This window comes from Porphyromonas sp. oral taxon 278 str. W7784, assembly GCF_000467855.2.
GTDB lineage: Bacteria > Bacteroidota > Bacteroidia > Bacteroidales > Porphyromonadaceae > Porphyromonas.
Genome location: NZ_KI259221.1, coordinates 283,837 through 305,020, shown reverse-complemented (window position 1 = coordinate 305,020; position 21,184 = coordinate 283,837). Strand labels below are relative to the sequence as shown.

Sequence of the window (21,184 nt, the reverse complement as noted above, 5' to 3'; positions counted from 1 at the left end):
GATTAGCGAGAAGCCAAAGCTCTCTGTAGGGCATCTGTGATGAGTAGCCCTTGACGCTCATAGCCGTCACGGCTGTAGTGTACTCGGTCGCCAGCCATCAGTCCATCGGCGATCCAAGAGGAGATCCCTTGTTCGCCCCCCATAGCTGTGAAGAGGTCGAAGGCAGCGACATCATAGGTCCTGGCTCGGCGCATGATCTCGGCCGAGAGGTGGCGAGCATGCTCGTTGAACTGGTAGGATATCGTCGTCACCTTCTTGCGATGCTTACGGCGCTTCTTCCCCGTAGTGACGTAGTGCGTACTTGCCTGACGGAAGAAGCTGGGTGGAGGAGTCGTCAGGAGCACCTTCGTACGAGGGAGGATGGCCTTGATCAGCGCCATCATCGTATCGAGGCTCTCGGTGAAGGTCTCCATCTGGAAGCCACGGCTGTAGCAGTCGTTCGTCCCCATAGAGATGATGAGGAGCTCTGGCTCGAGGAGGGCCAGTTGCTCTACATATTCTTCTAGGGCATAGTGCCGGTAGGCAGCTCCATTGATCCCGATATCATGTACGAGGGCGCCACCCTTGCCCGAGAGGAGGACACAGCCTGCGTAGACCGATTCGTCACCTTCGTCCATGATCGGGCTCAGCGTCACCTCGCTGAAGGGAGTACTCCAGCTGAGGGTATCGACGACATAGGCACCGGTAGAGAAGCGACCACGAGCGAGCTGAGCTACCGGGAAGGCTCCCAGCGGGTGCGAAGAAGCTGTACGTAGAAGGAGCATCTGACGGAAGGGGCTCATCTGAGACGATACTCCGATGGAGAAGCTACTCGAGGGACGGGTGGAGAGGACGTAGCCTCCCACCCCCATGGGGTGTGTCCCTTCGGGGCGGAGTATGAGCTCTCGTTGCCAGCCGAAGCTAGCTGAGGTCACACGATAGTCCTTTGGGGCATTGGAGCCATAGAGCGAATACCATCCGATCCAGCCTCTGCCCGCATTCCCGTAGGTGCTCTGTAGGCTACGTCTGAGGGGAGCTGTCGTATATCCGGCCTGGATGTGGCTATCGCCCAGCTGTACGATCGACACGGTATGACCCTCCTTGGAGGCTGACTTGAGCCGGGCTGTAAGGCTAGAGAAGTAGCCCGTGGGAGCATACCAGTTCGGATCATTATCGGGTACGGGTCCACTAGCGCCGAGAGGCTCCATACCTAGTAGGAGGAGCGAGAGCATGAGTAGCCCGCTGAGTCTACTTAATCGCATCATAGTACTTTTCCTCGAGGAAGAAGGCATCTAAGAATTGGCGAGCCAACTCTTGCCCCCCTCGGTGAGAGAGGTGGGTATAGTCTTTAGCTGCCCAGCCTCGTGAGGCGAGCGCCCCGATGCCCCCAAGGCGGACGACCGCCTCTCGGGTACTCCAGAAGACCAGACCCTTCTCTGCAGCAAGTCGGATCTGTCCCTGCTCTAGGGCTCGGACAGCAGGCATGGTGACGACCGCTCCGTTGGACTTCGTCCCACGGTCTGAGACCCCTAGGAGAAGGCACTCCGTAGAGCCTATAGAGGCTCTGAGGTGATCGATAGCGCCACCGAACTGCTTGATGTAGTGCGAGTAGTCGAGCTGCTTCTGTGAGATCGTGTTCAGCCCATACTGCAGGATGATGAGGTCGTAGGGGCGTGCAGAGCAGAAGGCTTTGTTGAGTTCGCTGTCAAGCGAGCGAAGGGTGAGGCCAGAGTTGCCTCGTGTAGAGAAGTTGTCTACACTGATCCCCGAAGCTCCGTCGAGACCTACCCCATAGCAGACGAAGCCTGATGCCCCAGAGGCGAGGCTAAAGCGAATGGAGCTGAAGGCACTGCTATTGAGCTTGTAGGCCGAGAGTGATTCGCTCTCGGGCAGATCAATCATCGTGGGCTCTCCTCCGTCGATAGAGACCGAGAGGGAAGTGCCTTGTGGGGATTGATAGTAGAGGATCGCCTCGGTGCAGGGCTGGCTACCCTTGGGGAGGGTATAGCGCACCCAGTCGCCCTCCGATCCGGTATAGTAGTGGCTAGGCAGGGGGTAGCGCCCCTTGGTGCGGAGCTGATTGTATTCCCGCCAGCCCTTGAACTCATGACGGATCGTCCGGCGGAAGCCTGCCGTCTCTGAGGTCAGTGGCATCCAGCCCACGCCAGCACCTCCATAGCGTGCCTGTAGCTGGCTACGTAGACTACCGGTGAAGATATCCCCCTCGATGAAGGAGTCCCCAAGGACGGCGATACGCACGGGGCGCCCTAGGCGACTGCGCTGACGGAGCTGAGCGAAGAAGTGCTGCATGCCGTCATGCCGGGGGCTCATGTCTGCTAGGCGACTGATCGGGCTCACTGTAGAGTCTAGATCAGCAGGCAGGGTGCCTGAGGCCTCTTGCTCCTGCTTGGACTGCTCCTCGAGCCGACGATAGATCTCCTCCCGCCGGCGTACCACCTTGTCATCGCTCCGTGCCTGCTGGCTGAGTGCTAGCGGATCTTCGGGCTTGAGTAGAGCCGAGTCTACCTCCTCGTGCCGTAGGTCGGAGAGGAGGTCTACCTTGTTAGGCTCCCAGCCGAAGATATTGGATGGGAGGAAGTAGAGGAGAAGAAGCCCTAGGGTGGAGACTAGGGCAAGGAGCCAAAAGCGGAGAAGGTAATCTGGTTCTTTAGAGCTTCTCTCCATACGCTAGGTCACCAGCGTCCCCTAGGCCTGGGACGATATAGGCATGCTCATCGAGGACGGGGTCGATAGCTGCGACCCAGAGCGTGACATTGTCTTCGGGGAAGGAGGCCGAGAGGGTCTCTACAGCCTGCTGACTAGCGATGATCGAGACCAGATGAACTTCACTCGGCTTACCCTTGGTCAGCAGCGCATGGTAGGCCAGCTCCATGGAGCTCCCTGTGGCGAGCATAGGGTCGACGAGTAGGAGGGTCTTCCCCTCGAGAGAGGGCGAAGCGATATACTCGATGAAGATATCGAAGTTCAGACGGTCCTTGTACTTCCGATAGGCGGAGACGAAGGCATTCTCAGCCTTGTCGAAGTAGTTGAGGAAGCCCTGATGTAGCGTGAGCCCTGCACGCAGGATCGTACCGATGACGATCTGGTCTGAGACCTGAGTACACTCGGCGACGCCGAGGGGTGTCTGCACCTGGCGGGAGGTATAGTTGAGCTTCTTACTCAGCTCATAGGCCATGATCTCACCGACACGCTCTACATTGCGACGGAAGCGCATCGCATCGGTCTGGGTATGTATGTCGCGCATCTCGGCGACGAAGTGGCAGAGGAGGGAGTTCTCCTCTATGAGGTGATTGACTTTCATTCTAGGATCGGGCTTGGAGAGGATGAATGAGGGTAAGCCCAGCTATTCAACGTAGAGGACGAGCCCTTTGAGATACTCTCCCTCGGGATGGTAGATATTGATGGGATGATCGACGGGCTGTGTCAGCTGGTGGAGGATACGCACACGTCGTCCAGAGCTGGCCGCTGCGGTGAAGACCGCTAGGCGGAATTCTTCCTTCGACACCGCTTGGGAGCAACTGAAGGTGAAGATGATACTCCCTGGGGCAGCCTTCTTGATCGCTATACCGTTGATCTTACGGTAGCCCATGAGCGCATTGCGTAGCACCTTACGATGCTTGGCGAAGGCTGGGGGATCGAGGATGATCAGGTCATACTGGCCCTGAGGCATCTGCTCTAGGTAGTCGAAGGCATCCTCCGTCACAGAGCGATGGCGGGGGCAATCTTCGCCGAAGTTCAGAGCGACATGGCGCTCGGTGAGGTACATCGCCTTGGAGGAGCTGTCGAGCGAATCGACACGCTTAGCTCCTGCCCCAAGGGCGTAGATGGAGAAGCCCCCTGTATAGCAGAAGGCATTGAGCACGGTGCATCCCTGGGCATACTGACCTACGAGCTCTCTATTCTCTCGCTGGTCGATGAAGAAGCCCGTCTTCTGTCCCTTGAGCCAGTCGGGGATGAAGCGTAGCCCATTCTCCCAGATAGGAGTAGCCTCGGTGTGCCCTAGGAGGAAGCCGTCGGAGGCCAGCTCTCGCATATCTCGGGTGGGGAGTGTCGACTCCGACTTGTAGTAGATACCAGCGAGTGGGGCGACGGGATCTCCAGCCTCCTCATAGACCTCCTGTAGAGCCTCGGCGATCATCATACGAGCCTCGTGCATCCCCATGCTATGCGCCTGTAGGACGGCGGTACGATCGTAGATGTCGATGACCAAGCCAGGCAGACCATCCCCCTCACCATGGACGAGGCGGTAGGTGTCATTGGGGCGGTCACAGCTCCCATCAGGACGAACGAGTCCGCAGTCTAGTCGGAGTCGGAGGGCGGCCTGTAGGCGAGCCTTGTAGAACTCCCTGTCTATGATCTCTTCGCCCGAGAAGCTAAGCAGGCGTACGGCTATACTCCCCCCACCGAAATGTCCCGTACCTAGGGGCTTGCCCTTGCTGTCGAGGACGGTGACCAGGGAGCCGTCAGTGACGGGCTCAGAGTACGAAGCTATAGCCCCGGAGAATACCCAGGGGTGGAGGCGAAGGATAGATTCCTCCTTGCGGGGGAGGAGACGTAGGGTAGGATAGTGCATCTAGATCAGTGCAAATTGGGTGGGCGGTGGGGTGGGGGTGGACATCAATGTATTGTAGATACGGAGCGAAGCCCAAGCGTCGAGGGCCGCATAGTGAGCCTGTGCCGGGCTGAGCTGTGCATCCTCCCAGTTGCTCATCCGCTGTGCCTTGCTCATGCGCTCAGCGAAGAGGATGGCGTAGATCTTCTGCAGACCTAGCTCTCGGATACCATAGCCTCCACAGAGCTTCTGTAGCTCTACGAAGGAGTTGGGGGTGAAGGAGGTGCGCCTGCAGAGGGCCGTGATGTCGTCCCTCAGGCTCAGACCTACCTTGAGGATCGAGGGGTCTTCGAGGAGATGGAGGAGGCTCTTAGGTAGGCCGATCTTATTGAGGCGGAAGAGGTAGCACTCGTCCTCCGTGGCTATCTGTAGGAGGGATACTTCGTAGCGAAGGCCAGCGGTGAAGCTTGGGCGGGTCTCGGTATCTATGCCTAGGCGTCCTGCTCGCTTGAGGCGCATCGCTATGCGACGGGCTTCTTCCTTGGTCTCGATGACCGTGATAGGCACGGGACAGTGAGCCAAGGGTAGAGCCATGAGTTCGTCCTCGGTGATCGAGGGTGGGTAGCTATAGATGGGGGTGAAGGCCTCCTGCTTCGTGGCTCTTCGTGGAGCGGGCTTCCCCTCGGGCTTCGACCTCTGAGGAGCTACCTGAGGCTCAATAGATGCCTTCGTACGTGCTGTCTTCGTCTCCTTCTTCTTCGAAGGTCTGGTGCTCGTCTTCGTCGTCATCTTGTGCTTGTAGCTGGAGTGTATAGATATGGTGTAGGGCTGTGAGGGACTCTAGGAGGGTCTGCCCCCAGTACTCGAAGAAGTAGTAGCGGCAGCGTCCCACGGCGGGGAGCAGTGCTTCCTCATTCTGGTCCCTCAGGATCCCCAGGAGATTCCCCACATGCTGGTAGACGTCTGCTAGCCCTTCGGAGATGAAGGCAGCGATGGGTGTATCGCTGTAGGCCATCTCCTGAGACTGAGCCGAGAGATAGGCGTCCTCTTCGCCTAGGAGCGAAGCGAGGCGCTGACGTACGATCTCATAGGCTTCTTCGGTGATGTGCTCTTCGATGTAGTCAGATTCGGGACTATAGAAGTAAGCAGGTAGGCGCAGTGTCACCAGATAGAGCTGGGGCAAGAGCTTCGTGGTCTGCTCGACGAACTCCGCCTTGTCTCGAGCTTGCTCCATGAGGGAGGCGCACTGCACACCTATGGCTGCAAACTCCAGTATCTCTTTCGTGTAGAGGGATTCTTCCTCTCTTCCATTTGATTCCATATTGGTGCAAAAATACCGTTTATTCTACGAATAGCCTTCCTCGGTGGTAATTCTCTCCTTCCCGCTCCGTCCCTAGGCGATGATCGCTGGTGAAGATGCCTCCATGATGGGCCTCTCTCATCGGGAGACCTACGGCACTCCTACGCCCGTAGCTAGTTACCCATTCATGGGTCGCTCGGGTGACCCATTCATGCCTCCCTTCGGTGACCCATGCATGGGTCGGTCGAGGACCCCATGTATGGGGTGCTTCATGGGGGCTCTATGTCCAGGGTCTTCCTGCCTATATTCCTAGGGGCTAAGCCCTAGGGTAGCCTACGCTCCTACGGGGTGCTCCCTGGGATGCTCCTATCCAGCTCAGATCTCCGTCTTGATCAGAGATAGAAGACCTTCGGGAGGTGATGTGTAAAAGGAAAAAAATGTTTAGCTTTGTAGTGAGCAAGATTTTAATCCCAATTGTAGCTTGGGGAAGTGTTCGTGTCGCTTCCCTCGAATAAGCAAGAGGGATGCGATAGCATTAAATAAAACGAAGAGTAATGACTATGGAACTCCTTCAGACACCAGACCAAGCACAGCTTGACCCTACTGCCCCCGCAGCACAAGACGCGGCTACAGCCCCCGACCAGACCCCTGCCTACCAGACGATGAGCGCCCAAGAGCTGGTCGATCACCTGGCTGTACTCCTCCAGCAAGAAGAACTACCCGAGCGCAAGCTCGTCGAGAGTATCCGTGGTCAATTCATCCGACGTCGTGAGCGACTAGACCCTACCGATAAGGCGGGGAACGAAGCCTTCGAAGTGCAAGAATTGCGACTCGAAGGTCTGCTCTCTACCTTCCGTGAGCATGACAAGAAGCGTCAGGAAGCCCTAGAGCAACTCTATGCAGAGAATAAGGTGAAGAAGGAAGCCCTCCTACAGCGCTTCGAAGAGCTCTTCAAGAGCAACGAAGAGGGTGCTGAGTTCGGGAGCCTCTACGCTACATTTACCGCCATCCGTGACGAGTGGAATGCCCTCGGGCAGCTCGATCCCAAGGATGCTGCTGTCCTCAATAAGCATTTCTATGAGCTCCGTGATCAGTTCTACGATCTCAAGGCCATCAATGATGACCTGCGTCAGCTCGACTTCAAGAAGAACCTCGACGCAAAGCAGGCCATCCTCGAGGAGCTTCGTCAGCTAGACGAGGTCAAGGACACGATCGCTGCCTACCGCCGTCTACAGGAGCTCACCGCCCAGTGGCATGAGCTCGGTCCCGTCTCCAAGGAGCTTCGTGCTGAGATCAATGGGGAGTTCAAGCAGCTCTCTACTGCTCTGCATAAGCGTCACCAAGAGTTCCATGATCTGCGTAAGGCATCAGAGGAAGAGAACCTCCAGGCTAAGGAGCGCCTCTGCCTCCAGGTAGAAGAACTCCTCTCCTCAGCACCGCTCTCCTCGCACTCGGCCTTCAATAAGGCAGTCGAGCAGATCAAATCCCTGCAGGAGGAGTGGCGTAAGATCGGCCGAGCCCCCCGCAAGGACAACGAGTCGATCTACCAACGATTCCGTGCCGGCATCGATGCCTTCTTCCGCCGTCGCAATGAGTTCTTCAAGGCCAACCACGAGCATAATGAGGAGATCCTGAAGAAGAAGCGTGAACTCATCGAGCGTGCCGCCGCTCTCAAGGACAGCACCGCATGGGAAGAGACCACCGAAGCCCTAAAGGCCCTCCAGAAGGAGTGGCAAGAGCTGGGCTCTGTCTCGCAGAAGTATAGTCAGAAGATCTGGGAAGAGTTCCGTGCGAGCTTCGACCATTTCTTCGAGCGCAAGAAGAAGGAAGCACCCCGCAAGGACAAGAGCTATAGTGAGGCTCGCAAGAATCTCGCCGTCAAGCGGGAGATCATCCGTGAACTCACCGCTATCAACGAGGGTGAAGAGCCAGAGAACCTCCGTGAGCTACTCAATAGCTACAACGAGCGATGGAAGGAGGCTGGCGCTGTCCCCTACAAGGAGCGTGAAGCCATCAACGCAGCCTACCGAGAGCTACTCGACGCCCTCCACGGCAAGCTACGCCGGCACCGTGAGGAACGCCGTCTATCGGGCTACAGCGCATCCCTAGACAACCTCGAGGGGAAGGGGAGCACGCTCCAGACGGAGCATGCACGTATGCAGCGCCATCTGGATCGTCTACGTGGCGAGCTCCAGACCTATGAGAGCAATCTGACTCGCCTCAACGTAAGCAGTAAGTCTGGCTCTTCGCTCCTCTCCGAGATCGAGCGTAAGCGTGATGCCCTCATCGCTGATATTCATCTGGTCGAGCAGAAGCTAGCTCTGCTGGTCGAGAAGGAACGACAGAGCGAAGTCACCGAGTAGTACACTCCTTCGATCTCTACCTTTACACCTCCCCAAGATACGCCCTCATGGGGCTTGTCTTGGGGAGGTGTCTATCTATCCCTGTCCCCCTACGTACCCTAGCCCTATGCTCCTACGTACGCTCGTCCACTATGGACTACACTTCCTCTTCCCGATCCTGATCGCCCTCCTCTGGCCGAAGCGACGATGGCTCACGGTCTACCTCTTGCTTCTGGCTACGATGGCGATCGATGTGGATCATCTCCTAGCCCGTCCCATCTTCGATCCCAATAGATGTAGCGTGGGTACGCACCTCCTGCATTCGTACCCGATGATCGTCGTCTATGTCATCCTGCTCTTCCTCCCCTATAGACGGCTCGGCTGGCCGTGGTGGATACGGGTTGTCGCCGTGGGACTGGTGCTCCACATCATCACCGACTGGCAGGACTTCTACCTCTGGCCTCATTGATCCCGACAGGATACAGCAAGCCCCGACAAGTGACCTCGATGAGGTACTTGCTGGGGCTTACTATATAGGGTGACTACTTAGCGAAGTGTAGCTGCAGTCCTGGGAGGCGCTTCCAGGCTCCACGGGTGAAGTCGGGTACAGCCACGGGAGCGGAATTATGCTCCAGAGAGATGCGGGTCAGATCACCGATCGTAGACCATTCGGCTAGGTCATAGACGTCCATATCGAGAGGAAGTCCATTGCGTAGGCAGTAGATCAGACGGTAGTCCATGATGAAGTCCATCCCGCCGTGACCACCGACCTGCTTGGCCTTCTCTGCGATCTCCTTCTGGATGGGATGTTCGTACTTCTCCATGAGCTGCTTCATCGTCTTCTCGCTGACGAAGTCATGGCTCTTGAGGTCCTCATGATTGGGCACAGCCTGCTTATTCTGCTCCGTAGGGCGGAGCGCATAGCCTTCGACGGGGTACTTGTTAGCGAAGCCATCCGTCCCGATGATCTGATACATACGATCGTAGGGGCGATAGGAGGTCACGTTGTGCTCGAGGTATATGGTCTTACCCTTAGCGGTCTTGATGAGGGTCTGCGTCATCTCACCGTTCTTGACCTCGGGGTTAGTCATACCACGCTCACGGGCCAGGAAGCGGGGGAGGGAGGTAGCAGGTACATCCATAGAGGTGAGGTACTCCATGCGGTCGCCACGATGGATATTGAGCGCCCAGCAGGCGGGACCAAGGCCGTGGGTGGCGTAGACATCACCACGATGCTTGAGGTTGTACTGCAGGCGCCAGTCCCCTTCGTAGGCTCTCCAGAAGGGCTCTAGATTGTGGATATACGCACCCTTGGCACTAAGCACCTCGCCGAAGAGGCCCTGCTGTGCCATGTTGAGCGTCGTGAGTTCGAAGAAGTCATACACACAGTTCTCGAGCATCATGCAGTGACGCTGGGTGCGCTCGGCGGTGTTGATGACATCCCATGCTTCCTTGAGGCTGGTCACAGCGGGGACTTCACAAGCTACGTGCTTGCCCTTCTCCATAGCGTAGATCATCATCGGAGCATGGCGTACCCAGTCGGAGACGATATAGACGAGGTCGATATCAGGGCGGTCACAGAGCTCCTTCCATGCTTCCTCACTACCGCTGTATTCTGCAGCCTTGGGCAGGCCCCTACGGGTGAGGATCTCCTGGGTCTTCTCTACACGATCAGGGTGGAGGTCACAGAGGGCCTTGATCTCTATCCCCTCTAGGTGGGTGAAGCGCTCTACAGCACTGGGACCACGCATCCCAAGACCGATGAAACCCACACGCACTACAGGCATCGGGGCTTGACGGAGCCCTAGGACGTCACGCTGTCCTGCGGGACGCTTGGGGATCGGAGTTTCGATGAGGTAGCTCTTAGCTGACTGCTTGCTCTTAGCCTTCCCTTGGGCACTCACTGCCCCTACAGAGAGAAGGGTGGCAAGGACGAGGGAGGCTACTTGCTTGATCTTCTTCATTAGTATGTTAGTAAATTGAGAGAATATGCTTACTGACCGAACTCCGAGGTGAAGTGGAATCGGATCTTAGGGAAGTCCTGCTGAGCCATGGAGAGTACATAGCCCGAGTCAGCTAGGTAGACATCACGGCCAGCGATATCCTTGGCCATGAACTGCGACTTACGCTTCTTGAAGTTCTCGAGCTCCTGTGGGTCGTCGCTCTCGATCCAGCAGGCCTTGTAGAGGTTGATAGGCTCCCAGCGACAGGCCGCCCCATATTCGTGGAGCAGGCGGTACTGGATGACTTCGAACTGTAGCTGACCCACGGTGCCGATGATCTTGCGGCCATTGAACTGATTGACGAAGAGCTGTGCTACCCCTTCGCCCATCAGCTGTTCGATCCCCTTGGCTAGTTGCTTGGTCTTCATCGGATCCTGATTCTCGATGTACTTGAAGAGCTCAGGTGAGAAGCTGGGGAGCCCCTTGAAGTGAAGGTCCTCGCCGGCAGTGATGGTATCGCCAATACGGAAGTTACCCGTGTCGGGTAGCCCGATGATGTCGCCTGCGAAGGCCTCATCTACCGTCTCCTTGCGCTGTGCCATAAAGGCGGTGGGGCTGTTGAACTTCATCGTCTTCCCCAGACGGATATGCTTGTAGTTGGCATTGCGCTCGAAGCGACCTGAGCAGATCTTGATGAAGGCGATACAGCTACGGTGGTTGGGGTCCATGTTGGCATGTATCTTGAAGACGAAGCCTGTGAAGGTGGGTTCGTAGGGAGAGACTTCACGCTCTTCGGCTCGTACGGGTCGTGGGGAGGGAGCGATCTCGATGAAGCAGTTGAGGAGCTCCTGTACCCCGAAGTTGTTGAGCGCCGAACCAAAGAAGACGGGGGCGATCTCCCCTGCTAGGTACTCCTCCCGATCGAAGGTAGGGTAGACGCCGTCTACTAGCTCGAGGTCGGTACGTAGCTTCTCTGCCTGCTCGGGGGTGATATGCTCCTCCAGCTCGGGAGAGGTCAGGTCGGTGATGGTGACACTCTCGGTGATGCGCTGCTTGTCAGGTGTGAAGAGGTTGAGTGCTCCCTCGTGGATGTTGTACACGCCACGGAAGCGCTGTCCCATATCGATAGGCCAGGAGAGGGGGCGCACATGGATCTGGAGCTCTCGCTCGATCTCATCCAGCAGGTCAAAGGGATCCTGTCCCTCACGGTCAAGCTTATTGATGAAGACCATCACGGGAGTCTTACGCATACGGCAGACCTCCATGAGTCGGCGGGTCTGGGTCTCTACCCCCTTAGCGCTGTCGATGACGATGATGACGCTATCGACGGCGGTAAGTGTGCGGAAGGTGTCCTCTGCGAAGTCTTGGTGACCTGGAGTATCAAGGATATTGATCTTGTGGCCTGCATACTCGAAGCCCATGACCGAGGTAGCTACAGAGATCCCACGTTGCTTCTCGATCTCCATCCAGTCACTTGTGGCGGTCTTCTTGATCTTGTTGCTCTTGACGGCTCCTGCTACATGGATAGCTCCCCCGAAGAGGAGTAGCTTCTCGGTGAGGGTCGTCTTCCCTGCGTCAGGGTGGCTGATGATGGCGAAGGTGCGTCGCTGATCTATCTCGGTCTTGTATTCGTACATATAGGGTTGGTCTAATTATTCGGATTGGTCTCGAGGTCGAGGCCTTCTTGCTCCATCTTGTAGCGATGGGCTAGGAGGGCCAGGAGGGCACTGATCTGCTTCATTGACTTCTTTGTCTCTTCGCTCACCTCCCTCTGCTGGAGGCTGAGAGTGATGTAGCCATAGAGCGCATTGAAGCAGGTCTCTAGATCGCTCTCCCCCTCGTGGTTGCCCTTCGTGCGTAGCTGGATAAGGGCGGGGAGGATCTGCAGATGCAACCCCGAGTAGACGATGTCGTTAGCGCTCCCGAGGAGTCTACGATGGAGCTCCTCGAGCTGCATCAGTACGATGCGGTTGACATCTAGGTGACCTGACTTCACCTTGCCCTCGGAGCGCATCATGTCGATGAGCTCTTGGTACCAAGTGCGTATAGCCTGTCGGGTCTCCTCGTCGACGTCATAGCGGGGCAGGAGATGCTCCTCTACGCCCTCGATGGAGACACCTGTGGCACGGATGAGGTCCTCTACCTGCCACATGTAGAGGAGGTATTCGGCGATGTTCTCCTTGCGCTTTTGCTGAGCGATGATCATGGGGAGGTGGCTATCTCTTGGTGAGGGTCTCGGCGAGTGACTCGTCGGCATCATGCTCGCCAGGGGTGATCCCTAGGATCTTGCAGACGAGCGGGTAGAGTGTGATGTTGGGGATGGGAGCGGAGAGGTGACGCCCAGCCTTGAAGTCAGGGCCGACAGCCTTGAATACCGCATACATCTCGGGGTGCTTGTTGTCGAAGCCATGCCCTGCACGAAGGAAGTCGGCGGGTATGCCCTGTGGGTTGAAGAAGATCTGTGTGCCGAGGTCCGCCAGGAGGACAAGTTCGCCGATGCGAGGACTGCTACCGAAGTGTAGGCGCTCTGGGAGCTCACCCTTGCGGTAGACGGAGATATGGGGGACGGTCTTCAGGATCTTGTAGGCCGTCTCGGTGTAGCCCTTCTTCGGATAGAGGTGGGTAAATGGCCCTGTGGCGACATGCTCAAAGCTGTCGAGGGGGAGGTAATCAGCCAGATTCACAGCCTTTGATCTGTCAAAGGACTGCATCCCGTGGTCAGAGACGAGGATGAAGTCTACTTGGTCTCGGACGGGGAGCTTAGCGAGCTTGGAGCGGAAGTAGCCGATGACAGAGTCCATCTTCTCGACCATACGGAGCGTCTTGGGGGACTCTGGCCCTTCGTGGTGACCTGTATGGTCGGGCTCCTCGATGTACCACATCAGTAGGCGTGGGCGCTCTGCTAGGGGGAGGTTGAGCCAGCTGATCACCGAGTCTGCTCGGTCGGTATAGGGTACCTTGTCGTTGAATCGCTTCCAGCGGTCAGGGTGATGGCCTCCGATGGGTGTCTCACTACCTACCCAGAAGAAGCTAGCTGACTTCAGCCCGTGGCGTCGAGCTACATTCCACAGGGGCTCGCCCTTGTAGAAGGCTGGGTCTTCGACAGCCTTACGGTCGCCGAGACGATAGTGGGCACCACGCTCGTCCCAGAACTCATTGCCGATGAGCCCGTGGTTATTCGGGTAGCGCCCCGTAGCCATCGCATAGTGGTTGGGGAAGGTCAGGGTAGGGTAGGAGGGTCGGAAGCTTCCCGAGAGCCCCTCCCGGTCCATCTGATCGAGGTTGGGGGTATGGGCTCGTCCCTGGTAGTCGGCACGGAAGCCGTCGAGGGAGAGGATCACGACATAGCGGTCGGATCGAGGGGTGAGGGAGCTAAGGGTGGATTGACGAGGCTTACTCGTCCCACAGGCGACAAGGGCAGCTGTGGCTAAGGCAGTAGCGCAGACGAGCGCACTGAGACTCGACTTCATTATCTAGGATATGTATTCTGTGATCGACAGGTGATGGGAGTAGATACCCCCGATGCTAGGTGAGGGCAAATTCCTATCATTTTCTTATCCACAAAGTTAGTGAAAATGCCACTTCCCCCCAAGGCAAGCCTCCTCTGGCGTTCGGCTAGAGGAGTGGGTGTATACCCTCCAGAGTGAACTTCGGCCTCCGACCTCAGAGGAATGAGACGGCCGACACTACCCCGCAAGACTACCCCATACATGGGTCGCTGGGGTCACCCATGCATGGGGTACTCGACCGACCCATTCATGGGTCACCTCGACGACCCATGAATGGGTACCTCTAGAGGGCGGATATTCTTTAGCGGAAATTACCTTAATTAAAGGTATAGAGGCTTTTTAGTACCTTTGTGTGAATACTTGTAGTCTGTCGGCTCTTTCGCTAGCGGACTCCAAGGGTATGTGACACTAGGTGCTACGAGATCGCTTCGGATGTATGCACCCTTCGCTTGAGGGGAGGCGACTAGTGTCGACAATCAGACATAAAGGAAAAATTATAAGCATAAGACAATGAAGACTCTCACACTAGACCTCTCCGGGATCTATGCTACTGTCCCTGCCGAGGCTGTAGAAGCTTGGCGGGAGAAGAGCGACCAGTATCAGCATCAGCTACACACCGCTACAGGGCTGGGGAATGACTTCCTCGGCTGGATCAACCTGCCCAATGAGATCAGCGACGCTGACTGCTCTGCTATCGAGGAGGCCGCTTGTGACCTCCAGCAGCGCTGTGACTATGTCGTCAGCATCGGTATCGGGGGGAGCTACCTCGGTGCTCGTGCTGTCATCGAGGCTCTGACACCCTCCTTCGAGGCGTACCGTCGGGAGCACTCTGCCCCTCAGGTCATCTTCGCAGGGCACAATATTGGTGAGGACTACCTCAGCGAACTCGTCGACTTCCTGCAGGACAAGCGCTTCGGTCTGATCAATATCTCCAAGAGTGGTACGACGACGGAGCCCGCTATCGCCTTCCGTATCCTCAAAGCTCTGCTGGAGAAGCAGGTCGGTAGAGAGGAGGCTCGTGAGCGCATCATCGCCGTCACCGACAAGGCTCGTGGTGCCCTACGTACCCTCGCTGACAAGGAGGGCTACAAGACCTTCATCATCCCCGACGATATCGGTGGGCGCTTCTCTGTGCTCACGCCCGTAGGTCTCCTGCCTATCGCCGTGGCTGGCTTCGACATCCGTGAGCTCGTCCGTGGTGCCCGTGAGATGAAGGCTCTGGTAGATGAGTCTGTACCCTTCGATCAGAATCCCGCAGCTCTGTACGCTGCCGCACGCAATAGCCTCTACCATGTAGGTAAGAAGATCGAGATCTTGGGGAACTTCCATCCTCGCCTACATTACATCGGTGAATGGTGGAAGCAACTCTACGGCGAGAGCGAAGGGAAGGACCATAAGGGGATCTTCAATGCCGCTGTCGACTTCTCTGCCGACCTCCACTCCATGGGTCAGTGGATCCAGGAGGGTGAGCGCAATATCTTCGAGACGATCATCAGCATCGCCGAGCCCAATAGCGAGCTACGCATCGAGCAGGACGAAGCTAATCTCGATGGTCTGAATTATCTGGCAGGTAAGCGTGTCGACGAGGTCAATAAGATGGCCGAGCTCGGAGTGCGTGTTGCTCATATCGATGGCGGTGTGCCCAACATCCGCATCGTCCTACCTCGACTCGATGCCTACTACATCGGTCAGCTCTTCTACTTCTTTGAGAAGGCTGTCGGTATCAGTGGCTATATGCTCGAGGTGAACCCCTTCAATCAGCCTGGGGTGGAGGCCTACAAGAAGAACATGTTTGCCCTACTGGAGAAGCCTGGCTTCGAGGAAGAAACCCGTGCGATCAAGTCCCGCCTCCAATAACTAGAAGCATGGAATACAACAATCAGCTACCTCCGATCATCCTCCCCGAGTACGGCCGTCATATCCAGAATATGGTAGCCCACTGCAAGGGGATCGAAGACCGTGAGGAGTGCAACGCCTGCGCACGGAGCATCATCCGGGCCATGGAGGCTATAGTCCCCGAGAAGGGGGCTGGTGCTGACAAGGAGACGATCTACTGGGATCATCTGGCGATCATGGCAGACTTCGATCTCGACGTCGACTACCCTGAGGGTACGATCACCAGAGAGGCGATCCTCCACCAGTCACAGAAGCCCGACTACCCAGGACACTTCATCAAGTACCGCTACTACGGGCACTTCATCGAGGGCATGATCCAGCGGGTGTGCCAGATGGAGATGGGCCCTGAGCGTGCAGCGGCTGAGTACTTCATCGCCCTGCAGATGAAGAGGGACTACATGACTTGGAACCAAGAGAACGTCGAGGACATCAAGATCTTCAAGGACCTCTTCGAGCTATCGGATGGTCAGATCCTCCTCACCCCTGAGAACTGTAAGCTCAACATCAACCCCAACACCATCGACAAGCCTGGCAAGCTACAGAAGCCCATCAATAGCAAGAAGGGCAAGAAGAAATAGAACGCTCCACTAGACCCTACATGGCATCCTACGTAATCGAAGGGGGACACTCCCTCCAGGGCAGTATTCGCCCCCAAGGCGCCAAGAACGAAGCGCTACAGATCATCTCTGCGGTACTCCTCACTCCAGAGGTAGTGACCATCCATAACATCCCCAATATCCTCGACGTCAACAACCTCATCGACCTGCTGCGTCAGATCGGGGTGAAGGTCACCAAGCTCAGTGATGATGGGAGCTATAGCTTCCAGGCAGATGAGATCAACATCGACTATCTGCACAGCGAGGAGTTCCTCAATCGCTCACGTGCGCTCAGAGGGTCTATTCTGATGGCTGGAGCCCTCCTTGGTCGCTTCGGCTACGCTGTCTTCCCTAAGCCCGGGGGGGACAAGATCGGACGCCGTCGTCTGGATACGCACCTCATCGGCTTCCAAGAGCTTGGTGCTAGCTGTGTCTATGATACGGAGAAGAAGAGCTACATTCTAGAGGCTTCCCAGCTACGGGGTAAGTACATGCTCCTCGACGAAGCATCGGTCACGGGGACGGCTAATATACTCATGGCCGCAGCTCTGGCTGAAGGGACGACGACGATCTACAACGCTGCCTGCGAGCCCTATCTACAGCAGCTCTCCAAGCTACTGGTACGTATGGGTGCCCATATCGAAGGTATTGGCTCTAACCGCCTCACGATCGAAGGGGTGAAGAGCCTCCATGGGGCGGAACATACGATGCTCCCCGATATGATCGAGATCGGTAGCTTCATCGGGATGGCTGCGATGACTAATTCGGAGCTACGCATCACCAATGTCAGCATCCCCGACCTCGGGATCATCCCACAGGCCTTCCGCCGTCTAGGGATCACCATCCTGGAGGAGGGTGATGACCTGATCATCCCACGGCACCCCGACGGCTATGAGATCGATACCTTCATGGACGGCTCTATCCTGACGGTAGCCGACGCTCCATGGCCAGGGCTGACGCCTGACCTACTGAGTGTCTTCCTCGTCACTGCTACGCAGGCTAAGGGGAGCGTACTCATCCATCAGAAGATGTTTGAGAGTCGCCTCTTCTTCGTCGACAAGCTCATCGACATGGGGGCTCAGATCATGCTCTGCGACCCGCATCGTGCTGTGGTCATCGGCCTCGGGAAGTCGCATCAGCTCCGTGCTGCTAAGATGGCTTCGCCCGATATCCGTGCTGGTATCGCCCTACTCATCGCTGCGATGAGCGCCGAGGGAACGAGTATCATCAACAATATCGAGCAGATCGATAGAGGCTATCAGGATATCGCTGGTCGTCTCAACGCCCTAGGGGCACATATCTCTCGTCTGTAGTATGCTCTCTAAGGAGGACTTTGAGTTCGTCGGCACCCTAGGGCGTGCTCACGGCATCCAGGGTGAGGTATCAGCTAAGCTCTCCGTAGACCTCTCGGGTCTATGGGAGGGGGCTGATACCTCCCTCTTCCTCATGCTGGAGGAGCAGGGCCTGCTCATCCCCTACCGAGTGCTGAAGCTCCGTGCTAAGGGCGATGAGATCGACCTCGTCACCTTCTCGGGCATCACCACGAAGGAGGAGGCCGAAGCCCTCACGGGGCGCCCCGTCTGGCTCGATAGAGACTACCTCTCCGACGAAGAGGCTGAGGAGCTCTTCGAGCTACAGCACTATGTGGGCTATGAGCTCTATGATGCTTCGTCCGACGCCTCTATAGGGGTGATCGAAGAGATCGATGACTCCACACTCAATACCCTCCTCAGGGTACGCACCCACTCCGATGAGGAGCTCGTCCTCCCCATCTCAGAGGAGCTGGTCGATCGGCTAGATATCGCCGAGCACCGACTCTATCTGCACATCCCCGCAGGACTATTGGAGCTGTAGCTTAGCCCTGTTTATCCCGTCTATTATCCGCTCGTTTACTCTCCTATGTCTTACGCTACTCAGTCTACCCAGCTAGGTGAAGATCTCCTCTTCGCCGGCAACTCTGTCTTCAAGCACCAGCCTGCAGCGCTGATCTCCATCCCGATGCACCGACAGCTCACCTCGGGAGAGCATCTACTCCTGCAGAGCGAGGGGGACTTCTACATCATCTTCCTGCTATCGGGGAGCATCCGTACGACGCTCAATGGCGGGACGGAGGCCGAGACCTACGAGGCCTCCCGGATGATATTTGTCCCGATGGGTACGCTCGTAGATATCGAGGCGGAGGGGGAGACGACATGCCTGGTCTTTCACTTCCAGCCCAGCATCCATCTCTGCGCTAATCAGTGCCCAGAGCGACCCAAGAAGCGCTTCCAGATCACGACCATGAGACAGGAGAAGGTACTCACCACGCTCCCACTCTCTCGTGGGGTAGAGCTCTGGACGAGTGCGATCCTTGAGTACCTCCAGTATTCGCTCTCTGATCTGCGCCTCTTCGACGTGAAGCTACAGGAGCTCTTCCTCCTGCTGAGGATGAACTATGCTCGCCGTATGCAGGAGGACTTCCTGAGAAACTACCACTGCAAGCGTATGGGATTCAGCTGTCAGGTCTTCAAGTACCATCTCTCCTGTCGCAATGTCGAGGAGCTGGCCGAGAAGATACGAGTGACGCCCGCGGCGCTGACCCGTATGTTCGACGATGAGTTCGGCATCCCTCCGCTCAAGTGGCTCCTACATCAGCGAGCACGGCATGTCTACAAGGATCTCGTCGACAGTCCTCTGTCGCTGAACGAGATAGCTGAGCGCTACTACTTCTCTTCGACGGGCTACCTCTCGGCCTTCTGCCGTAGGATGTTCGGCCTCTCCCCGATGAAGATCCGCAAGGGTCAGCTCTATCCCGATCATGAGGATAGCGAAGAGGTAGACGAATGAAGACCCGTACGGAGCTCCTTTACCTTCTGGGTTGGGTAGCCTTCGCCCTCCTGCTTCTCTCTCCTGTACTCCTTCGGATGAGTGAGTCGCTCTCAGAGGGGTGGGGGGCTATGCCTTCGGTGCATGCACAGTTGGTCACGAATGTCGTGATCTCGCTGTGCATTTTTTTATTACCCGCACTCTTCCTTCCCTCGGGTAGGGAGGCGCTACGTGCAGTGATCCGTCCTCTGCCTCCGAGATATAGGCGGGCGGGCTATCTTCTCCGCATACTGGCGCTCGTCGCCGTGACAATCCTCTCCTCCAACCTCCTCTATGACGGCATTGTCAAGCTCAGTAAGCTCCTCGGGAGCCCCGTGCAGGATCAAGTCGAGGAGGTGGTGGTCGGGATGATCCGTCAGGGATCAGTCTCCTTCGGGTCGCTCTTCCTTGCGCTTGCGCTGGTACCAGCTCTGCTGGAAGAGATCTTCTTCCGTGGGCTCCTCCAGCCTCTGCTGATGCGCTCCTACCCAAGGCAAAGGTGGAAGGTCTTCCTCTTCACTGCGCTCATCTTCTCCCTCCTACATTTCTCTCCTGCGGGCTTCCTCAGTCGTCTAGTCCTAGGGCTGATGCTGAGCTATCTGGCCTACGACTCACGGGGGCTACGTATCCCCATCCTCATGCATCTGATCAATAACACTCTGGCGATCCTCTCGCTATATACTAGCTAGCTACACCTATGAAACGACTCTTTCGCAATGCGACCCTCATCAACGAAGGGCGCTCCTTCACTGCCTCTCTCCTCACCTCGGGGACACAGATCGAGAAGATCTACAAGGGTACCGATACCTTCCCTGAAGCCCTCCTCCGTGAGGTCGATGAACTAGTACCCGCCGAAGGGCTTTGGCTTCTCCCTGGCTGTATCGATGACCAAGTCCACTTCCGTGAACCAGGGCTCACCCACAAGGCGACCATCGAAAGCGAGAGTCAGGCGGCTATAGCTGGGGGGACAACCTCCTTCATGGAGATGCCTAACACCAAGCCTCCTACGACCAGCCTCGAAGCCTGGCAGTGGAAGATGGATCGTGCTGCGGAGACCTCTTGGGCTAACTATTCCTTCTTCTTCGGGGGGACGAATGACAATGCCGACGAGCTCCCCCGCATTGATGCTCGCCGCACCCCAGGGCTCAAGCTCTTCCTCGGCTCATCGACGGGCAACATGCTCGTGGATGATAAGCACACGCTGGAGCGCATCTTCAGCGAGACAGACCTCATCATCGCTACGCACTGCGAGAAGGAAGAGATCATCCGTGCCAATCGCCAGCGCTACCTCGATGAGGTGGGGCAAGCTCAGCTCGATGTGCGCTACCATCCGCTCATCCGTAGCGAAGAGGCTTGCTATCGTTCCTCAAGCGAAGCCGTAGAGCTCGCTACCCGTCTGGGGAGCCGTCTGCATATCCTCCATGTCTCTACGGCTCGGGAGCTCGCCCTCTTCCGTAATGATCTCCCTCTTTCGGAGAAGAAGATCACCGCCGAAGCCTGCGTGCATCATCTGATCTTCTCCGACGAGGACTATGCACGCTTGGGTAACCGCATCAAGTGGAATCCCGCCGTCAAGACGCTCCGTGATCGGGAGGCTCTGCGTGCAGCCGTTCGCTCGGGGCTGATCGATATCGTGGCTACCGACCATGCTCCCCATCTCCTCTCCGAGAAGGAAGGGGACTGCCTTACGGCTGCCAGCGGTGGCCCTCTCTCTCAGTATGCCCTTGTGGCGATGCTCGACCTAGCACGCGAGGGTGTCTTCACCCGTGAACTAGTCGTGGAGAAGATGGCTCATCTACCCGCTCAGCTCTTCGGTGTGGAGAAGCGTGGCTTCCTACGGGAGGGCTACTACGCCGACCTCGTGCTCGTCGATCCCAAGGCGGATACCTTAGTCACGCCCGAGCGCATCCTCTCCCTCTGTGGCTGGTCACCCTTCGAAGGGCATACCTTCACCCATAGCGTCAAGGCGACCTATGTCAATGGGGATTGTGCCTACTCATTAGGCAAGCTGAGTGCCGAGCGTCCGAGCGTCTCGCCTCTGCTCTATACTTGCCCCTAACGGAGGGGGTAAGATACCCTTTGCTTTACCCCCATTCATGCCTCCCCGAAGTACCCCATGCATGGGTCCCTGAGGTGACCCATTCATGGGTCGGTCGGGTGACCCATGAATGGGGTATCTTTTAGACCCATGAATGAGGCGGT

The 21,184-nt window shown here is 57.0% G+C and carries 19 protein-coding genes; 9 read left to right on the top strand and 10 right to left on the bottom strand.

Features of this window, described 5'->3' with window-relative positions; translation table 11 throughout:
* Positions 1-2: 2 nt before the first annotated feature.
* Genes HMPREF1556_RS01230 through HMPREF1556_RS01205 form a run of 6 tightly spaced genes read right to left on the bottom strand, consistent with a single transcriptional unit; the run spans position 3 to position 5,873 of the window.
* Complete coding sequence (locus HMPREF1556_RS01230; protein WP_232299021.1) at positions 3-1,244, bottom strand: GDSL-type esterase/lipase family protein; 1,242 nt, start codon at positions 1,242-1,244, stop codon at positions 3-5.
* The gene (locus HMPREF1556_RS01225) at positions 1,228-2,664 is read right to left on the bottom strand and encodes a hypothetical protein (protein WP_021666360.1); all 1,437 of its coding nucleotides are present in this window, start codon (positions 2,662-2,664) and stop codon (positions 1,228-1,230) included. Before HMPREF1556_RS01225 ends, HMPREF1556_RS01230 begins: the two co-directional genes overlap by 17 nt.
* Positions 2,648-3,301, bottom strand: a complete 654-nt coding sequence (upp, locus tag HMPREF1556_RS01220; protein ID WP_021666359.1) for a uracil phosphoribosyltransferase — start codon at positions 3,299-3,301, stop codon at positions 2,648-2,650. Before upp ends, HMPREF1556_RS01225 begins: the two co-directional genes overlap by 17 nt.
* A gap of 42 nt (positions 3,302-3,343) precedes the next feature.
* Positions 3,344-4,573, bottom strand: a complete 1,230-nt coding sequence (locus tag HMPREF1556_RS01215; RefSeq protein WP_021666358.1) for a class I SAM-dependent rRNA methyltransferase — start codon at positions 4,571-4,573, stop codon at positions 3,344-3,346.
* Positions 4,574-5,341 (bottom strand): 3'-5' exonuclease, encoded by a 768-nt coding sequence (locus HMPREF1556_RS01210; RefSeq protein ID WP_232299020.1) that lies wholly within the window; start codon positions 5,339-5,341, stop codon positions 4,574-4,576.
* Positions 5,268-5,873: a DUF5063 domain-containing protein gene (locus HMPREF1556_RS01205; protein WP_021666356.1), complete on the bottom strand. Its 606-nt coding sequence runs from the start codon at positions 5,871-5,873 to the stop codon at positions 5,268-5,270. Before HMPREF1556_RS01205 ends, HMPREF1556_RS01210 begins: the two co-directional genes overlap by 74 nt.
* 533 nt (positions 5,874-6,406) lie before the next feature.
* On the opposite strand from HMPREF1556_RS01205, the gene HMPREF1556_RS01200 reads away from it, so the two are divergent.
* The gene (locus tag HMPREF1556_RS01200) at positions 6,407-8,215 is read left to right on the top strand and encodes a DUF349 domain-containing protein (protein WP_021666354.1); all 1,809 of its coding nucleotides are present in this window, start codon (positions 6,407-6,409) and stop codon (positions 8,213-8,215) included.
* A 106-nt stretch (positions 8,216-8,321) separates the two neighbouring features.
* A complete protein-coding gene (locus HMPREF1556_RS01195; protein ID WP_021666353.1) occupies positions 8,322-8,663 on the top strand; it encodes a DUF6122 family protein in 342 nt (113 codons plus the stop codon).
* Positions 8,664-8,736: 73 nt separating this feature from the next.
* Here the strand turns inward: HMPREF1556_RS01195 and HMPREF1556_RS01190 are convergent, their stop codons facing one another.
* Genes HMPREF1556_RS01190 through HMPREF1556_RS01175 form a run of 4 tightly spaced genes read right to left on the bottom strand, consistent with a single transcriptional unit; the run spans position 8,737 to position 13,607 of the window.
* On the bottom strand, positions 8,737-10,158 hold the full coding sequence (locus HMPREF1556_RS01190) for a Gfo/Idh/MocA family protein (RefSeq protein ID WP_021666352.1): 1,422 nt from the start codon (positions 10,156-10,158) through the stop codon (positions 8,737-8,739).
* A gap of 29 nt (positions 10,159-10,187) precedes the next feature.
* Positions 10,188-11,774 carry a peptide chain release factor 3 gene (locus HMPREF1556_RS01185; protein ID WP_021666351.1) on the bottom strand — a complete coding sequence of 529 codons (1,587 nt, stop codon included), beginning with the start codon at positions 11,772-11,774 and terminating at the stop codon, positions 10,188-10,190.
* Between the two features lie 11 nt (positions 11,775-11,785).
* Complete coding sequence (locus HMPREF1556_RS01180) at positions 11,786-12,343, bottom strand: DUF4924 family protein (protein ID WP_021666350.1); 558 nt, start codon at positions 12,341-12,343, stop codon at positions 11,786-11,788.
* Positions 12,344-12,353: 10 nt separating this feature from the next.
* On the bottom strand, positions 12,354-13,607 hold the full coding sequence (locus HMPREF1556_RS01175) for an ectonucleotide pyrophosphatase/phosphodiesterase (RefSeq protein ID WP_021666349.1): 1,254 nt from the start codon (positions 13,605-13,607) through the stop codon (positions 12,354-12,356).
* A gap of 549 nt (positions 13,608-14,156) precedes the next feature.
* Here HMPREF1556_RS01175 and HMPREF1556_RS01170 point away from each other — a divergent pair.
* From HMPREF1556_RS01170 to HMPREF1556_RS01140, 7 genes are read left to right on the top strand one after another with little or no spacing between them, the layout of a single operon-like run.
* Positions 14,157-15,503: a glucose-6-phosphate isomerase gene (locus HMPREF1556_RS01170; protein WP_021666348.1), complete on the top strand. Its 1,347-nt coding sequence runs from the start codon at positions 14,157-14,159 to the stop codon at positions 15,501-15,503.
* A gap of 8 nt (positions 15,504-15,511) precedes the next feature.
* Positions 15,512-16,120 carry a DUF4290 domain-containing protein gene (locus tag HMPREF1556_RS01165; RefSeq protein ID WP_021666347.1) on the top strand — a complete coding sequence of 203 codons (609 nt, stop codon included), beginning with the start codon at positions 15,512-15,514 and terminating at the stop codon, positions 16,118-16,120.
* Positions 16,121-16,140: 20 nt separating this feature from the next.
* Complete coding sequence (gene murA, locus HMPREF1556_RS01160) at positions 16,141-17,451, top strand: UDP-N-acetylglucosamine 1-carboxyvinyltransferase (RefSeq protein WP_021666346.1); 1,311 nt, start codon at positions 16,141-16,143, stop codon at positions 17,449-17,451.
* A gap of 1 nt (position 17,452) precedes the next feature.
* On the top strand, positions 17,453-17,992 hold the full coding sequence (locus HMPREF1556_RS01155) for a ribosome maturation factor RimM (protein ID WP_021666345.1): 540 nt from the start codon (positions 17,453-17,455) through the stop codon (positions 17,990-17,992).
* A gap of 45 nt (positions 17,993-18,037) precedes the next feature.
* Positions 18,038-18,964, top strand: coding sequence for a helix-turn-helix transcriptional regulator (locus HMPREF1556_RS01150; protein WP_021666344.1), 927 nt, complete (start codon positions 18,038-18,040; stop codon positions 18,962-18,964).
* Positions 18,961-19,671 (top strand): CPBP family intramembrane glutamic endopeptidase, encoded by a 711-nt coding sequence (locus HMPREF1556_RS01145; RefSeq protein WP_021666343.1) that lies wholly within the window; start codon positions 18,961-18,963, stop codon positions 19,669-19,671. Before HMPREF1556_RS01150 ends, HMPREF1556_RS01145 begins: the two co-directional genes overlap by 4 nt.
* A gap of 8 nt (positions 19,672-19,679) precedes the next feature.
* Positions 19,680-21,041, top strand: coding sequence for a dihydroorotase (locus tag HMPREF1556_RS01140; protein WP_021666342.1), 1,362 nt, complete (start codon positions 19,680-19,682; stop codon positions 21,039-21,041).
* The last annotated feature ends 143 nt before the right edge of the window (positions 21,042-21,184 follow it).

Coding starts and splice junctions, on each gene's coding strand:
- HMPREF1556_RS01230 (WP_232299021.1), bottom strand. CDS start 1,244: ATGATGCGATTAAGTAGACTCAGCGGGCTACTCATGCTCTCGCTCCTC.
- HMPREF1556_RS01225 (WP_021666360.1), bottom strand. CDS start 2,664: ATGGAGAGAAGCTCTAAAGAACCAGATTACCTTCTCCGCTTTTGGCTC.
- upp (WP_021666359.1), bottom strand. CDS start 3,301: ATGAAAGTCAATCACCTCATAGAGGAGAACTCCCTCCTCTGCCACTTC.
- HMPREF1556_RS01215 (WP_021666358.1), bottom strand. CDS start 4,573: ATGCACTATCCTACCCTACGTCTCCTCCCCCGCAAGGAGGAATCTATC.
- HMPREF1556_RS01210 (WP_232299020.1), bottom strand. CDS start 5,341: ATGACGACGAAGACGAGCACCAGACCTTCGAAGAAGAAGGAGACGAAG.
- HMPREF1556_RS01205 (WP_021666356.1), bottom strand. CDS start 5,873: ATGGAATCAAATGGAAGAGAGGAAGAATCCCTCTACACGAAAGAGATA.
- HMPREF1556_RS01200 (WP_021666354.1), top strand. CDS start 6,407: ATGACTATGGAACTCCTTCAGACACCAGACCAAGCACAGCTTGACCCT.
- HMPREF1556_RS01195 (WP_021666353.1), top strand. CDS start 8,322: ATGCTCCTACGTACGCTCGTCCACTATGGACTACACTTCCTCTTCCCG.
- HMPREF1556_RS01190 (WP_021666352.1), bottom strand. CDS start 10,158: ATGAAGAAGATCAAGCAAGTAGCCTCCCTCGTCCTTGCCACCCTTCTC.
- HMPREF1556_RS01185 (WP_021666351.1), bottom strand. CDS start 11,774: ATGTACGAATACAAGACCGAGATAGATCAGCGACGCACCTTCGCCATC.
- HMPREF1556_RS01180 (WP_021666350.1), bottom strand. CDS start 12,343: ATGATCATCGCTCAGCAAAAGCGCAAGGAGAACATCGCCGAATACCTC.
- HMPREF1556_RS01175 (WP_021666349.1), bottom strand. CDS start 13,607: ATGAAGTCGAGTCTCAGTGCGCTCGTCTGCGCTACTGCCTTAGCCACA.
- HMPREF1556_RS01170 (WP_021666348.1), top strand. CDS start 14,157: ATGAAGACTCTCACACTAGACCTCTCCGGGATCTATGCTACTGTCCCT.
- HMPREF1556_RS01165 (WP_021666347.1), top strand. CDS start 15,512: ATGGAATACAACAATCAGCTACCTCCGATCATCCTCCCCGAGTACGGC.
- murA (WP_021666346.1), top strand. CDS start 16,141: ATGGCATCCTACGTAATCGAAGGGGGACACTCCCTCCAGGGCAGTATT.
- HMPREF1556_RS01155 (WP_021666345.1), top strand. CDS start 17,453: ATGCTCTCTAAGGAGGACTTTGAGTTCGTCGGCACCCTAGGGCGTGCT.
- HMPREF1556_RS01150 (WP_021666344.1), top strand. CDS start 18,038: ATGTCTTACGCTACTCAGTCTACCCAGCTAGGTGAAGATCTCCTCTTC.
- HMPREF1556_RS01145 (WP_021666343.1), top strand. CDS start 18,961: ATGAAGACCCGTACGGAGCTCCTTTACCTTCTGGGTTGGGTAGCCTTC.
- HMPREF1556_RS01140 (WP_021666342.1), top strand. CDS start 19,680: ATGAAACGACTCTTTCGCAATGCGACCCTCATCAACGAAGGGCGCTCC.